The 13,415-nt window shown below is 44.3% G+C and carries 16 protein-coding genes and 2 tRNA genes; 13 read left to right on the top strand and 5 right to left on the bottom strand.

Going from position 1 to position 13,415, the window contains the following annotated elements:
* Positions 1-58: 58 nt before the first annotated feature.
* From BMX02_RS08000 to BMX02_RS07990, 3 genes are all read left to right on the top strand, one after another.
* On the top strand, positions 59-2,356 hold the full coding sequence (locus BMX02_RS08000) for a PAS domain S-box protein (RefSeq protein ID WP_091690168.1): 2,298 nt from the start codon (positions 59-61) through the stop codon (positions 2,354-2,356).
* Positions 2,357-2,366: 10 nt separating this feature from the next.
* Positions 2,367-2,759 (top strand): response regulator, encoded by a 393-nt coding sequence (locus tag BMX02_RS07995; protein WP_091690314.1) that lies wholly within the window; start codon positions 2,367-2,369, stop codon positions 2,757-2,759.
* Positions 2,760-2,949: 190 nt separating this feature from the next.
* Entirely contained in the window at positions 2,950-3,636 is a 687-nt protein-coding gene (locus BMX02_RS07990; protein WP_091690167.1) for an HAD family hydrolase, read from the top strand.
* Here BMX02_RS07990 and BMX02_RS07985 read toward each other — a convergent pair.
* Positions 3,616-4,029 carry a PaaI family thioesterase gene (locus BMX02_RS07985; RefSeq protein WP_091690166.1) on the bottom strand — a complete coding sequence of 138 codons (414 nt, stop codon included), beginning with the start codon at positions 4,027-4,029 and terminating at the stop codon, positions 3,616-3,618. The two genes, BMX02_RS07990 and BMX02_RS07985, sit on opposite strands and share 21 nt — an antisense overlap.
* 370 nt (positions 4,030-4,399) lie before the next feature.
* Between BMX02_RS07985 and BMX02_RS07980 the strand changes: the two genes are divergently transcribed.
* Positions 4,400-4,822, top strand: coding sequence for a Rossmann-fold NAD(P)-binding domain-containing protein (locus BMX02_RS07980; RefSeq protein WP_244625198.1), 423 nt, complete (start codon positions 4,400-4,402; stop codon positions 4,820-4,822).
* A gap of 17 nt (positions 4,823-4,839) precedes the next feature.
* Here the strand turns inward: BMX02_RS07980 and BMX02_RS07975 are convergent, their stop codons facing one another.
* Positions 4,840-5,208 carry a hypothetical protein gene (locus BMX02_RS07975; protein ID WP_091690165.1) on the bottom strand — a complete coding sequence of 123 codons (369 nt, stop codon included), beginning with the start codon at positions 5,206-5,208 and terminating at the stop codon, positions 4,840-4,842.
* 366 nt (positions 5,209-5,574) lie between these two features.
* On the opposite strand from BMX02_RS07975, the gene BMX02_RS12005 reads away from it, so the two are divergent.
* Positions 5,575-5,715 (top strand): hypothetical protein, encoded by a 141-nt coding sequence (locus BMX02_RS12005; protein ID WP_218138497.1) that lies wholly within the window; start codon positions 5,575-5,577, stop codon positions 5,713-5,715.
* 64 nt (positions 5,716-5,779) lie between these two features.
* Positions 5,780-5,872: a UvrD-helicase domain-containing protein gene (locus BMX02_RS12395; protein ID WP_394328887.1), complete on the top strand. Its 93-nt coding sequence runs from the start codon at positions 5,780-5,782 to the stop codon at positions 5,870-5,872.
* A gap of 171 nt (positions 5,873-6,043) precedes the next feature.
* Here BMX02_RS12395 and BMX02_RS07970 read toward each other — a convergent pair whose 3' ends face one another.
* Together BMX02_RS07970 and BMX02_RS07965 are read right to left on the bottom strand one after the other, a co-directional pair.
* Complete coding sequence (locus BMX02_RS07970; protein WP_091690164.1) at positions 6,044-7,678, bottom strand: glycosyltransferase family 4 protein; 1,635 nt, start codon at positions 7,676-7,678, stop codon at positions 6,044-6,046.
* 386 nt (positions 7,679-8,064) lie between these two features.
* Positions 8,065-8,139, bottom strand: a tRNA-Arg gene (locus BMX02_RS07965).
* A 217-nt stretch (positions 8,140-8,356) separates the two neighbouring features.
* Between BMX02_RS07965 and BMX02_RS07960 the strand changes: the two genes are divergently transcribed.
* The 6 genes from BMX02_RS07960 (at position 8,357) to BMX02_RS07940 (ending at position 12,492) form a co-directional block, all read left to right on the top strand.
* On the top strand, positions 8,357-8,773 hold the full coding sequence (locus BMX02_RS07960; RefSeq protein WP_091690163.1) for a hypothetical protein: 417 nt from the start codon (positions 8,357-8,359) through the stop codon (positions 8,771-8,773).
* Positions 8,763-8,912, top strand: coding sequence for a hypothetical protein (locus BMX02_RS11905; RefSeq protein WP_167879315.1), 150 nt, complete (start codon positions 8,763-8,765; stop codon positions 8,910-8,912). The genes BMX02_RS07960 and BMX02_RS11905 overlap by 11 nt, the downstream gene beginning before the upstream one ends.
* A gap of 167 nt (positions 8,913-9,079) precedes the next feature.
* On the top strand, positions 9,080-9,958 hold the full coding sequence (gene ilvE, locus BMX02_RS07955; RefSeq protein WP_091690162.1) for a branched-chain-amino-acid transaminase: 879 nt from the start codon (positions 9,080-9,082) through the stop codon (positions 9,956-9,958).
* A 44-nt stretch (positions 9,959-10,002) separates the two neighbouring features.
* Entirely contained in the window at positions 10,003-11,220 is a 1,218-nt protein-coding gene (locus tag BMX02_RS07950) for a molybdopterin molybdotransferase MoeA (protein WP_091690161.1), read from the top strand.
* A 55-nt stretch (positions 11,221-11,275) separates the two neighbouring features.
* Complete coding sequence (locus BMX02_RS07945) at positions 11,276-12,367, top strand: OBG GTPase family GTP-binding protein (RefSeq protein ID WP_091690160.1); 1,092 nt, start codon at positions 11,276-11,278, stop codon at positions 12,365-12,367.
* A gap of 52 nt (positions 12,368-12,419) precedes the next feature.
* A tRNA-Gln gene (locus tag BMX02_RS07940) sits at positions 12,420-12,492 on the top strand.
* Positions 12,493-12,578: 86 nt separating this feature from the next.
* Here BMX02_RS07940 and BMX02_RS07935 read toward each other — a convergent pair.
* Entirely contained in the window at positions 12,579-12,797 is a 219-nt protein-coding gene (locus BMX02_RS07935; RefSeq protein ID WP_280176525.1) for a uroporphyrinogen decarboxylase family protein, read from the bottom strand.
* 350 nt (positions 12,798-13,147) lie between these two features.
* Between BMX02_RS07935 and BMX02_RS07930 the strand changes: the two genes are divergently transcribed.
* Positions 13,148-13,415, top strand: a 268-nt coding sequence (locus tag BMX02_RS07930; RefSeq protein ID WP_449288727.1) for an SDH family Clp fold serine proteinase, incomplete at its 3' end; no start/stop codon positions are given.

Genomic DNA, 13,415 nt, shown 5'->3' with positions numbered 1-13,415 from the left:
TATAGACCCTTAGGTAACTTAATATTCAATCTCTGTGTTCTTTTCTTTGAGAAATAGTATGGGCAGGTCTGAATATGAGCTGAAGGGAGTTGGTGGTATCAATGCTCCTGTATCTGATAGGTTGCTGCGTATCCAGCGAGACATAGGCATTGCCTTGTGTTCCAGTAGCAATCTGCTCACAAGCCTTGAACGGTTGCTGGAAACGACCCTTAATATTGGGGTTGTTGATTGTGGTGGCATATATTTTGTAGATGAGAATACCGATGAGATCTATCTTGTAATGCAGAAGAACCTTTCAGATGAGTTCATTCGCAGAAATTCCCATTATAGTTCAGATTCTCTTCAACATGAGATCCTCGAAAAAGGCTTGCCATTTTATGGGGCGTGTTTTGATTTTACGGATAACATTCCTGTTGATCCTTTTACAAATGGTTTGCTTGGATGTGGCATTATTCCGATAACATATGGTGGTAAAGTTGTAGGCAGTTTGAACGTTGCTTCGCATAGCCATGATATCCTTCCCTCTGAAATTCAGGATTCTCTGGAAGCTATTGCTGTACAGATAGGCGGTTTCATTGCAAGGATCAGATCCGAACTGAATCTGGAAAAAAGGCAAAAAGACCTGCAGAACCTGTTCGATAGTATTGAAGATCTTTTTTTTGTGATAGATCTAACTGGTCATATTATCGATGCCACCAAAAAGACAAGTGAACGTCTTGGATACACTCTGGATGAGTTGCGCGCTATAGGTTTGTTAGGTTTGCATTCTGAGAATGATCGTGATGTGGTCATGAAAGCCATCAGGGAGGTCCGTGAGAAGAAGCATGCTTCATTTTCTCTTTCCTTTATCACAAAAGATGGGCTTTCTATTCCTGCTGAAGTGAAAGTGACCCCGGGAAAATGGGATGGAAAAGATGTCTATTTTGGCATATGCAGGGATATTTCTGATAGGGAACATGCCGAATACATGCTCAAAAAGGAAAAGGACAAGCTCCAGAACTATCTGGATATCATTGGCGTGATCATCTTTGTAGTTGATCGTGATCAGAATGTGATCAGCATCAACAGGAAAGGTTGCAGGATGTTCGGTCTTTCCGAATCCGATATTATTGGGAAAAAATGGTATGATCTTGGTTTTTCAGAAGAGTTCAGTTTCCAGGGTCGCAAAGCTTTCCCGAAACTAATGGGTGGCGACAAGAACATTCTGGAATATTCAGAGAGTAGCATAGTAACAGGTGTGGGTGATGCACGGATCATTGCATGGCATACTGTAGTTCTGAGGTCGGTTGAAGGCGTTATCACAGGGTTGCTATGTTCCGGGGAGGATGTGACCGAGTTTCGGAATGCAGAGGCAGCCCTTAAAAGCTCTGAGGAAAAATATCGTGTTGTTTTCAATGGTTCGCTTGATGGGATCACTATTCATGAAAGGGACAATTACAGATTGCTTGATATCAATGACAGGGGCTGTGATATGTCCGGTTATTCCAGGGAAGAAGTGCTGGGCAGGACTGCTGAGGATATTAAGGGGGGCAAGGCTCTCTACTCATTGGAAAATATCATGTGGCTGATCGATTCAGCGTCTGAAAATGGTTTTGTGAGTGCTGAATGGCAGGCCCGGAAAAAGAATGGCGAACTATTCTGGACCGAGGTCATGGCAAGATCGGCTATGATCGGAGGTAAGGAGCGCATAATTATCACAATACATGATCTCACTGAGCGCAAGAACGCAGAAAAGGCGTTGATGGAGGTCGAAGTGATGCGCAAAAAGGAGATCCATCATCGTATCAAGAACAACCTCCAGATAATCTGCAGTTTGCTCGACCTTTGTTCCATGGAGTTTGAGGATACGTCCGTGGTCCAGGCTTTTATGGAGAGCAGGACCCGCGTTATGTCGATGTCATTGATCCATGAGGAACTTTACCAGTCAACGGATATGGAAAGCATCAATTTTGCTGATTATATCCAGAAGCTCGCAGCTGAACTTATCAGTTCATATTCTCTCGATAAGGACATTGAACTGGAGCTTAACGTCGAGGATATTTTTTTGAGCATGGATACAGCGATCCCTCTTGGGATCATCATAAACGAGCTGGTCACCAATTCTTTGAAACATGCTTTTCAGGGAATGCCAGGTAAGATCTCTATTGATCTAAAGCATGGGGATGAAAATAGATTTATACTAATCGTGACTGATAATGGTATAGGTTTCCCGGAGGAAATTGACTATAGGAAAAGCACTTCATTGGGCTTACAGCTGTTGAAAACTCTGGTCGACCAGATCGGTGGTACCATTGTTATGGACCGTACTTCCGGAACAGCTTTTACAATAATATTCAATGAAAATAGCAGGATATGAAGGTCACAAGATGAAAGGGGCAAATATTTTAGTCGTAGAGGATGAGAATATCGTCGCTTTAAGCATAAAGAACAAGCTTGAAATGATGGGATATTCAGTAGTCGATACGGCTTCTTCAGGAGAGGACGCTGTTGTAAAAGCGGACCTGTTCTATCCTGATCTTGTGCTAATGGACGTCATGCTCAGAGGCGAGATGGATGGTATTGAGGCGGCTGAAAAGATCAGGGAAAAGTTCGATATCCCGGTGATCTTCCTTACAGCATATACCGATGATAATACCCTTGAGAGGGCAAAGATCGCCGAGCCATATGGTTATATCTCAAAGCCGTTCAAGGAACAGGACCTCAAATCCAATATAGAGATGGCTCTCCACAAGCATGAGAACGAGATCAGGTTAAAATAATCGAATGGATCATATATCTGCATGTGTTGCAGATTTTTGCATTCCTAATGTACATTTTTTGTTACCCATTACGGAAATAGCTTCTTTTAAGAAGCTATATCAATAACCTGTGGTATATGCTCCGTTCAGATTCTGGTTCAGACCCTGTATGTTGAGCTTTGGGATCTATTCATTTTAAAGGGTGTAATTTGTGCTAAAAGTTCTGATATTCGACATGGACGGTGTGCTGGTGGATTCGATGTCCTACCATACCGAGGCTATGCAGCATATCTTTGATGAACTGGGCATCAATATGGATAAACAGGACATCTACGACAAGGAAGGTTCGAAGACCGTAGAGATCGTCAGTTTCCTGCTTGAGAAGGAAGGGATCGACCCCCTTGATTTTGATGTAGATGGGCTGATAAAACGATACCGGACAGAGTTTGCAAGGATCCTTGTACTTAAGTCGTTCAGGGAAATTGATGAATGCCTTCCGATATTGAGGGAGCGTTTCATGCTTTCAGTGGTCTCGGGTGCTGACAGGAATATCGTGCATGATGTTATTGGCAGATTGTTCGACGATATTTTCGATATTGTTCTTAGTGGCGAGGATGTAGAAAAGGGGAAACCTGCACCCGATCCTTTCCTGAAGGTTGCTGAGATGCTCGACGTTGGCATAAGTGAGTGCCTTGTGGTGGAGAATGCACCAATGGGCGTGGAGGCTGCGAACAGGGCTGGTATGTTCTGTGTGGGTGTGCCTACTTATGTCAGTAAAGAGAGTATTATGAAAGCCGACAAACTGGTGGACGATCACCGGATGCTAAAGGAATTCCTGCTTGGACTTGAGCACCCGGAAAAGGAAGAGGTCGAATCCTTACGCTTGATCCATAAATGATTCTAAGGTCTGTTTTTTTCTGTATACCATTCCCTGGAAGATGGCAATGGTGTTGCTGTTGTCGTCGGTAACTTCGATGGTATAGGTTGCTATCTTTTGATTCCTTGAGGTTTCCCGTGCTTCGGCTATCAGGGTTCCTGATGTTGCTGCGGTCACAAAGGAGATCGTTGCATTTATGGCAACTGCAACTGTACCATGGGAGTTGGCAGCAGCTGCAAAAGTGAAGTCTGCAAGGGTAAATGTTGCTCCTCCCTGTACGATGCCTACGCCGTTGAGGTGGTGCTCATGGATGTCCATCTTTGCTTTCGCGTATCCTTCTGAGACTTCCAGAAGTTCAGCGTTGATATATTCTGCAAATCTGTCCCTTTTGAAGAACTCTTTTATCTGGTCCAATTTCCTCTCCTCTTTTTGCTTTAACAGGATGTAAGTTGCTTGTATGCTATATTTTGGTTTCTATCTTTACTTATAAGAGTTTCATATCTTAGTAAAAACGAATACACATTTAGGAAAGCACTATCCATTAATGAGAACACGAAGGTACGTCCGCATAAACCCCTCAATTTCCACTGGAGGTTGTAATTTGGAATAAGATATTTTGCACTTTTCGGATATATCTGTGTATTATTAGGCAAGTTCAGGGGTGTGAACCTGGCAAAACGGTAAATAGAAGGTATTTTAAAGGACGGAGTCTAAGATTATTTTAAGTAGTTAATTACATTTTATGATTGTGAAATTATTTTTCGTTTTGCAGGGAGCTATTAATATGGGAATCGATTATTCGGAGTTCTGGGATGCAGATGAATATGTCGTGGTAGATGATAAAACAAAACCTGCAATCAAGTGGGCAGCCAATGAGCTGAAAACGCGTGGTAAAACCGTCTATTATGTTGATCTTTCCAACAGGCCGAAACTGGATGCCATCAAGTCCGTAGGAGAAGTCCCTGATGGTGTTGAGAATGCAGTGATAGGGCTGACAACCATGGAACCTGCCGATGTCATGAAACAGCTTTTTGAAAAGGGTGTTGTCAATACCTGGATCCACTGGAGGACCGACACGCCTGCTGTACGGGATCTATGTGCTGACCATCGCTGTTTTACGGGCAGGTGCCCAATGATGTACTTAGGCAGTGATCTGAGCATTCATGGTGTACACAGGGGTATTGCCAAACTGATGGGGAATTACTGAGGTATATCCGGCAAGGTTCATTTGCCCGACCTTAGGGTCAGGACTCCTCCCATAATAAGCATGGCACCGATAGGTGCCCACATCACGCTAAGTAATGCAAATCCGGCGATGGCCGGTATGATCATCAATATGCCTGCAAGCTGATGATTCTTTTCGGCATATATTCCTCCTGCAATCCCCATCGCTCCGAAGACTATTATCAGGAAGCAAAAAACGGACATGACTAGTTCGGGATTGGAGATTCCAAATACAGAAGATACTCCGTAAAGCATAGCTCCTCCACCTATTCTGAGACCGCCTACAGTAACTGCATACATAGATGCGCCTGCGATGATCGCTAACAGACCACCTGTGATCCCTAATACTTTTCCTGCTTTTCTTTGCATGATCCGACCTCTCTGTTACTCTGAATTCTGAAATGAGGTCCCTCTCTATAACAATTTTCTCCCCCACTGCAAAACTTTTATTATGTCATACAACATTGTAAAAATCCAACATAAACCTTCCGGAAGAAAACTGGTCGTGAATTGAAGTGATGAGTAATATGACAAGGCTCATCGCTGATTTGTGTGGGTATCTTCGTAGTTTTATCAGTTTGCCGCCCTTCTAGTTTCAGAGATTCACTGAAATGATATCTATTTAGTTATTCATTAGTACGCTACGCGCTAAGCTGAAGCGTTCCGCTCCCGGACACCCGAAAGGGTGTCCTCCGCTCTACTGCCAGCGAAATAAAAGGATTGGTCAAGGAGGATTTGTTCCATTTTATATTGTTTACGGAATTGGCAGGCATGGAAATTAAGATCTCAAAAAGGGTCAGGCTGGGGGGAAATAAGCATTATTTGCCTGAGGTCGATACCCTTGAGAAAGTGAGTACAAGCATCAGGTCGACCTGATGTTTTTTTTATTTTCATCAAAAGGTGACGCTAACACAAAGTAAAATAAAAGCTCAACACTAACTTGGACATAACCAATTTTCCTCGTCTGATCCTGGCAGCCCCGGGTTCAGGAAAGACATTCACCATTACAGGGAAAGTGGGCGACCTCATCTAAAAAGGTCTGTTTCCTGAAAAATATTGACATTGACCTTCTCGGAAAAAGCAGCAAGAGGGATGCAGGAAAGGATAGGGAAGTAAATTGATGAATAAGCAATGTTTGAAGGGATGAAAAGGGTAATGCGTCTAATTAATAATAAAATAATGAGGTAGAAGCTTTAAGCGTTGATCACTTAAGATCAACGCTATTATATTGCTCTGTTTCATCAAGTTCTTTAATGCATTCTCCATAGTAGCTTTTCATCAACATGTGCCAATCGTCTGTTACTTTTCTAAATTGAATCCCTCTCTTTTTTCCATTGTATTCCCACACACCGGCCTGATGGAATATTGATCCAATGTGACTTGATAACTGAGCTTCTTTATTGATCCAATGGAGTTCATTATAAAGGAATTTCCCAATTCCTTCTTTTTCGGTCCCATTTCTTAATTTTTCTACGTTATTTGACAGACCTTTCCACTGGTCATCTGCCATATAATCATCCAATTTACTCAATTCGTCCTTCATGATGAGTTTATCAACCTTGAGATTACCATTTGACGAATTAAATTCTCTGCTTATGGAAAGGTTGAGATCACTATCAATTTTCCACCAAAATTGTTTTGTTCTTCCAAGTGTCGTCCCATGTATCCAAACATTTTCTTCATCCAAATTGTACGCTTCAACTGTCTCTTCTGCGATCTTATGCCAGTTGAATTTGGTCTCGATAAGTTCTTTACCGGCTTGTCTCAGGGTGTCATTGGAGAGGTCATCAAGCACGTAATTCAGACCCCATGAAATAGACTCCGGATCTTTGTAGACAAGGATACCATCAACGAAATTATCGATTATCTGGACCGCATCTGTTGCAACGATGGTCCTTTCAGCATCCCAGCCTTCAAGAACAACTATGCCAAAAGGTTCGTTCCTGCTTGGAATACAGAGAATATCGCATGCATTAAACCAGTCCCTTGCTGTTTCATCATCTGCATACCCCAGGAAATGGCAACGATCTGAAACATTTTGTGCATTTGCAAGATATTCACAGTGAGGGCGCATTTCACCTTCTCCAATGAAGACAAACTGAGTATCCCAGCGATGATCCAACACTTTAGGGATCGCTTCAACAAGCAGATCAGGTCCTTTCTGGTAGCTCATACGTCCTATGAACAGAACAACCGGTGCAAGAGGATGTATCCCTAATCTTTTTTTCACTTCTCCGGGATCTACGTCCTTTTTAATTTTCCCATGAAAGATACCGTTTGGAACGATGGATATCTTCTCATCGGGTATCTGGTACAGGAACTTGATCTCATCTGTAAGTTGTTGTGAAGTGGATATGACCTTTATAGATTCATAGCCAGCTTTCCATTCCCTGTGGGATATTTCCCTGGCTTCCCACCAGTCCCCATGTACGTTACCGTTCCTTCCCCATTCGGTACTGTGATATGTGACCATGAAGGGTATCCCAAATTCATGTTTTATCCTTGAGACCACATTGAAAGGATGCCAGTCATGGACATGCAACATATCGAACTTGCCATATTCCCTGGTAACATCAAGGAATCTCGAGTACATTGAATCACACATGCTATCCATTTGCTGGACAATGCCTCCGTCAAGAGAATGGTCCACCCGATGGTAATGAACTCCATTCACTTTCTCATATGGTTCAAGTTCATGATTTCTTGTAAATATATGAACTGAATGTCCTTTCTCAGCAAGAGCTTCTGCAAGTTCGGAAACATGCGGTGCTATACCGCCTACTTTTATCGAGTGTAAGCTCTCCCAGGAGAACATCCCGATCTTTAAATTTTTCCCCATTTTTTTCAAACCCAATTTTTTATGTGCTTAAATAAGTATTTCTACACGTATTTAAATTTATCATTTGGAGCTATCTGAATAATTACTCCGAGGATATTTTACAGCCGGGTCCGGAGACATTGTATTTATGAACAATTCGGTATTTTCGCAAAACCCGCTGTCTTAGTTGTAACCGGCTGGAACATTAGGCACAAGTAATCTCTAGGTTCAAATCTTGAAGATGGAAAAGTAATATAATAGTGCATTTTGAGAATAAATATGGTCGTGCACCTGCATGCAATGGTCAAAATCCAAATGTTGAATGATGGGATCTATTCATAGCAAAAGTTCGATCTCAAAAAAGTTAAAAAAGTCCTGTCAGATCAGGACTTTCCAAAGTGTTCTAACGGACCCGGTGGGAGTTGAACCCACGACCCCCGGGTTAGAAGCCCGGTGCTATATCCTGGCTAAGCCACGGGCCCAAAATGAATTTGGGCGGATGAGATACGACATGGGTGTTTATACATAAAAGTCTTTTGTACAGGAGAGTTTTTCAGGTAAATTGTGCGGCAAAAATTAGAGGTGTTATTTTTAGTACATCCGCAGTTGTAAAAATAAATTTATACAATGGAGTTAGTTTTGTTTAATGTATCTGTCCACATGGTCTCAGTACTTAAAATAACAAAGGTGTCGCCAATCATGTCAACAATCCTTATTCTAGGTCTTCTTTTCTTTGCAGTAATGACACTTTACAATCTGGCAAAAGCACTCAAAGAGAAGACCACTTACCTACCGGCAATCTTTGGTTTCCTCATGTTCATCTCAACTCTGCTTATCATGTTTGACCAGGTCCTGATCGGTGGGTTTGCACTGGTTATTGTTTTTCTTCTGTCTCTGTTTTACTCTAAAACGATCTCTGACATAAGGATGGGGCAATTCCTGAAAGGAATGGAGGGCATAGAGGACATTTCCTCTCCTGCTTTAAAGGATATCTTTAGCTTAAGGTTCTGGGGGGTCTATGCACTGAAAGAGGGCCCAAGAAAGGCGGCTATCGGCTATCTTATTCCAGACCGGTTTTATGGTCTTCTTTTTTGGAGTGATGGCGTTGTTCTCTGATTTTTCCCTGGGTATGACTTTTCTGGTGCCTTTCATAATTGTCATATTTGTAGTGGGATGGCGTGAGTATGAAGTGATATTCAGGAAATATTCTGAACAGCAGGATATGGAAAGTTCAACTGAGCAGGAAAACGCATGAATCAGCTTTTACGATAATTCTCATTTTCCGTTATCTGTTGCTTTAGTGTCATCTTTCACTGTTGCCGGATCTCAGCTGATACAAATATTCATATATAAGATAGATAACATCAAGGATACAATATTTACAAAACGTACCTTTAACCGGTATTATTAAAGAGGATTCATATGAGCGAATTACTGATCTATTACAACGGTGAGTTTGTCACAAAGGAAAATGCAACGGTTTCTATCTATGACCACGGTTTCCTGTACGGTGATGGTGTCTTTGAGGGGATCAGGGCATACAACGGTCGTGTCTTCAAGTTGCAGGAGCATGTTGACAGGCTGTATGATTCTGCAAAGGCTATTGCTCTTGAGGTCCCTATCTCAAAGGAAGAGATGAGCGAGGCTATCCTTGAGACACTGAGGAAGAACGATCTCAGAGATGCATACATCCGTCCTATTGTTTCACGTGGTGTTGGTGACCTCGGTCTTGACCCACGCAAGTGCCCAAAACCAAGCATCTACATCGTTTCACAGGAATGGGCTGCAATGTACGGCGATCTCTATGAGGTCGGTCTCAAAGCAATTACGGTCGGTATCAGGCGTAATGCACCGGATGCACTGTCCCCTAACATCAAGTCACTGAACTACCTGAACAACATCCTTGCCAAGATCGAGGCAAACGAGAAGGGCGGCGATGAGGCTATCTTCCTTGACCAGAACGGTTTCGTTTCTGAAGGTTCCGGAGACAACATCTTCGTCATCAAGAACGGTAAGATCTACACCCCGCCAACCATCAACAACCTCAAGGGTATCACAAGGGCTACTGCCATTGAGCTTCTCGAGGAGCGCGGCTATGAGGTCATTGTCGGGAACCTCGGCCTGTTCGACATGTACACCGCAGATGAGATATTCGTCACAGGTACCGCAGCAGAGGCTGCACCTATCACAAAGCTTGACGGACGTCCTATCGGCGATGGTTCTGTTGGTCCTATCACCAAGGCAGCAGTCGCTGCTTTTGAAGAGGTTACCGGCAGCACAGGTACTCCGATCTACGAATGATCCTCTTGTGATCATTCTTTTTTCTTTCTTAAGTTGAACTAACAATGCCACGGAAAATATTGCGGGACCTGCTCTCCATCGAGGATGCCAGACGCCTTTTTGGAGGACTCGATGTCCTATCCCATGTAAGGTCAATGCCCATTGAGACTGCAACAGGTCGTGTGCTTGCAGAGGACATTATTTCAGCCATAGCTGTCCCGGATTTTGATAAATCCCTGAAGGACGGGTATGCTGTGCGTTCAGAGGACTTGCTTTCAGCAAAGGAAGGACCTGTAGCCCTAAGGCTGGTGGGATTCTCCCCGGTGGGACAGCTTCCGCAGTATCGTGTGAATGAGATGGAGGCCGCGGAGATCGCAACAGGCGGTCCTATTCCTGAAGGTGCCGATGCCGTTGTAATGGTGGAGGACACTGAGCTTAAAGGCGACAATGTTCTCGTAAAAGTGACAGCGAGTGCAGACCAGAATCTGATTCATGCAGGCATGGACGTTGCAAAGGGCGAGCGTGTGCTTCGCAAAGGCACCCGGATCGGAGCGCGTGAGGTCGGTGTGTTTGCATCCATCGGGAAGAGGAATGTGGATGTCAGGTCCATGAAGGTGGGGATAATCTCCACCGGGAATGAGCTGACAGTTCCGGGAGGACCTCTTGATCCCGGTATGATCTACGACTGCAATTCCTATTCGCTCTATGCAAGTGTTACGGACTCCGGGGCAGATGCTGTTCCCTATGGCATTGTGAGGGATGACAGGGCAGCGGTCAGGGAGGCGGTGGACAGGGCAATTGCTGAATGTGACCTGGTACTGACATCCGGCAGTACGTCAGCCGGACCTGATGATTTCATGTACAATATCATTGAGGAAAAGGGCGAGCTACTGGCACACGGCCTTAACTTCAAGCCGGGAAAGCCTGTGATCATTGGGATCATAGATGAGATTCCGATCGTGGCCTTGCCGGGTCATCCGACGGCTTCGCTCACGGTGTTCTATGAGTTCCTGTTGCCGCTTGTCAGGAGATGCCTGGGCGCTTCGGAACCGGTGAAACAGAGGACTACGGCAGTCCTCGGGGAGGATGTCATTTCCGAGACCAGGCATGAGCTTCATGCTGTACGGCTGGAGGGGGACATGGTATATTCTGTCAATAAGTCTTCGGCTTCGATCACCACTCTTGCGGCTGCGGACGGGTTCATTGAGATCCCTGCGGGTGAGCTGATGGTAAGGGAAGGAACTGAGGTAGAGGTCATCCTTTTTGACGGGGTATGCAGGTAATTTCCGGGTCTCCTAAGGAAAATCTTTTTTATATTGAAGTTATGGTAGGGAGCAGATGAGTTTACACGAAGATATCCAGGCAGTCGAGGACGAGATCCGTAAGACTCCCTATAACAAGGCAACATCCCATCACATCGGTAAGTTGAAGGCGAAACTTGCACGCCTGAGGGAAGATGTGCAGAAGAGAGCTTCTGCTAAGTCCGGCGGCGAGGGCTATTCTGTAAGGAAGTCAGGAGATGCTACTGTTGCACTTGTGGGATTCCCTTCCGTGGGTAAGTCCACTCTCCTGAACAAGCTGACCGGTGCTAATTCAGAGGTGGGTGCGTATGAGTTCACGACCCTTGATGTGATCCCGGGTGTGCTGGATTATAAGGGCGCGACCATCCAGATCCTTGATGTGCCGGGTCTTGTAAGAGGTGCCGCCAGCGGCCGTGGCCGTGGAAGGGAGGTCATCTCCGTGGTGAGGAACTCTAATCTTGTGCTTTTCCTGCTGGACGTGTTCCAGACCGAGCACCATAAGGTGCTGATGCAGGAACTCTACGATGCAGGTATCAGGATCAATATGTCATCTCCTGATGTTACCATCAAAAGGATGGACAGGGGTGGCGTGATCATCAGTACGACCATGGAGCTTGAGATGTCCGACGACCTGATCAAGGCTATCCTGGGTGAGTACAAGATACACAATGCCCATGTCCTTCTCAGGGAAAACATCAACATGGACCAGCTTATCGACGGGGTGATGGCCAACAGGGTGTACATCCCTGCTGTGATCGTCATCAACAAGGTGGACATGGCCGACGAGGAGATCCTGGAATTCTGCAAGGCAAAGTTCCCGGATGCCACATTAATTTCCGCCAACGAGGAGAAGAACCTTGAAGCCGTCAAGGACCTGATCTACGATACCCTGGACTTCATCAGGATATACATGAAACCACAGGGCGGCCCCGCAGACATGGACGAGCCAATGATCGTGACCAACGGCGTGACAGTAGGCGATATCTGTGATCGCCTGCACCGCGATTTCCGTGATAAGTTCAGGTATTCCCAGATATGGGGCCCATCAGCCAAACACCCCGGCCAGCGAGCCGGTCTTGACCACATGCTGGAAGATGGCGATGTGCTGACCCTTATCATCCAGAAATGATCTGAATTTTTCCACAACAAATAAGTATTATTGTGCAATATGCAGGATGTGAAGTCCCGTAGGGTAGCGGTCAATCCTTCAGGCCTTTGGAGCCTGGGACCCCGGTTCAAATCCGGGCGGGACTATTAAATTTCTTTAGATAGTCCTATTTTGATATGGCTACTTTTTACTTTTTTGAAGTCGAACTTTTGTTATGGATATGTTTCATTAATCAACATTTAGTATTTGATGATTTATTATCAATGCTTCTGATTTTATAATCGCCCTGGCTCAGAAGCGGAATCTCACATCTTGTCGAGAGGATGAATCCTTTTTCTGGAGCTGCATCCATACAGTTTTTCACTTCGTTCTCAATATCAGCAAATGACCCGTCCCCAAATACGTTTGGATTGATGTTGCCCATCAAACAGACATCATTTCCTAAACACACAGGGTTCGAATTTTGTACTCCGCACAGTATTTCGGGGATATATGTAATAGCAAAAAACACTACGCTTTTGTAAAATTTTCACACAACCATTTTTTATAGTTTTGAAGATGGAAATAAAAAAGCTACGTTTTTTCTTTTTTGTCACTTACCATCAAGTCACCTACTAACAGCAAGTACGATTACGTATTTAATTTACCAAATGTAATATGTTTACTATACATTGTCAAATTATAATGCATAATTTGTGCGTATAAATGGGAGTACAAATTGGTTTAGGGGGTATCATTCTGGTCTCGATTTCCGAAATCACCGTCACAGAAATTCTGATAATCTTATCTCTGATCTTCTTCTTGTACGCTTTTGTCTATCCCCAGTCCCAGCTCAAGAAGATTAAGATGCAAAGGCTTTCCATGATCAAACGGATGGAGCGCATGTGGGGCACAAAGGTTCTTACCATGATACACAGGAAAGAAGCAGTTTCCATGTTAGGTGTTCCTGTCTACCAGTACATAGATGTTGAGGATGCTGAACAGGTACTTCGAGCCATCAGGGAGACCGGTGACCGGCCCATAGATATTATCATGCACACACCCGGAGGTCAAATGCATGCCAGCATAC

It is taken from the genome of Methanococcoides vulcani, from assembly GCF_900111645.1.
Classification (GTDB): domain Archaea; phylum Halobacteriota; class Methanosarcinia; order Methanosarcinales; family Methanosarcinaceae; genus Methanococcoides; species Methanococcoides vulcani.
Note: the sequence above shows the minus strand (reverse complement) of the source record. Positions and strands in the feature narration are given on the sequence as shown.

What these genes read in the sequence shown, in the direction of transcription:
- BMX02_RS07945 (WP_091690160.1), top strand. Translation starts at nt 11,276, where the DNA reads ATGAGTTTACACGAAGATATCCAGGCAGTCGAGGACGAGATCCGTAAG.
- BMX02_RS07975 (WP_091690165.1), bottom strand. Translation starts at nt 5,208, where the DNA reads ATGCAAAGAAAAGCAGGAAAAGTATTAGGGATCACAGGTGGTCTGTTA.
- BMX02_RS07995 (WP_091690314.1), top strand. Translation starts at nt 2,367, where the DNA reads ATGAAAGGGGCAAATATTTTAGTCGTAGAGGATGAGAATATCGTCGCT.
- BMX02_RS07960 (WP_091690163.1), top strand. Translation starts at nt 8,357, where the DNA reads ATGTCAACAATCCTTATTCTAGGTCTTCTTTTCTTTGCAGTAATGACA.
- ilvE (WP_091690162.1), top strand. Translation starts at nt 9,080, where the DNA reads ATGAGCGAATTACTGATCTATTACAACGGTGAGTTTGTCACAAAGGAA.
- BMX02_RS07970 (WP_091690164.1), bottom strand. Translation starts at nt 7,678, where the DNA reads ATGGGGAAAAATTTAAAGATCGGGATGTTCTCCTGGGAGAGCTTACAC.
- BMX02_RS08000 (WP_091690168.1), top strand. Translation starts at nt 59, where the DNA reads ATGGGCAGGTCTGAATATGAGCTGAAGGGAGTTGGTGGTATCAATGCT.
- BMX02_RS07980 (WP_244625198.1), top strand. Translation starts at nt 4,400, where the DNA reads ATGGGAATCGATTATTCGGAGTTCTGGGATGCAGATGAATATGTCGTG.
- BMX02_RS07950 (WP_091690161.1), top strand. Translation starts at nt 10,003, where the DNA reads ATGCCACGGAAAATATTGCGGGACCTGCTCTCCATCGAGGATGCCAGA.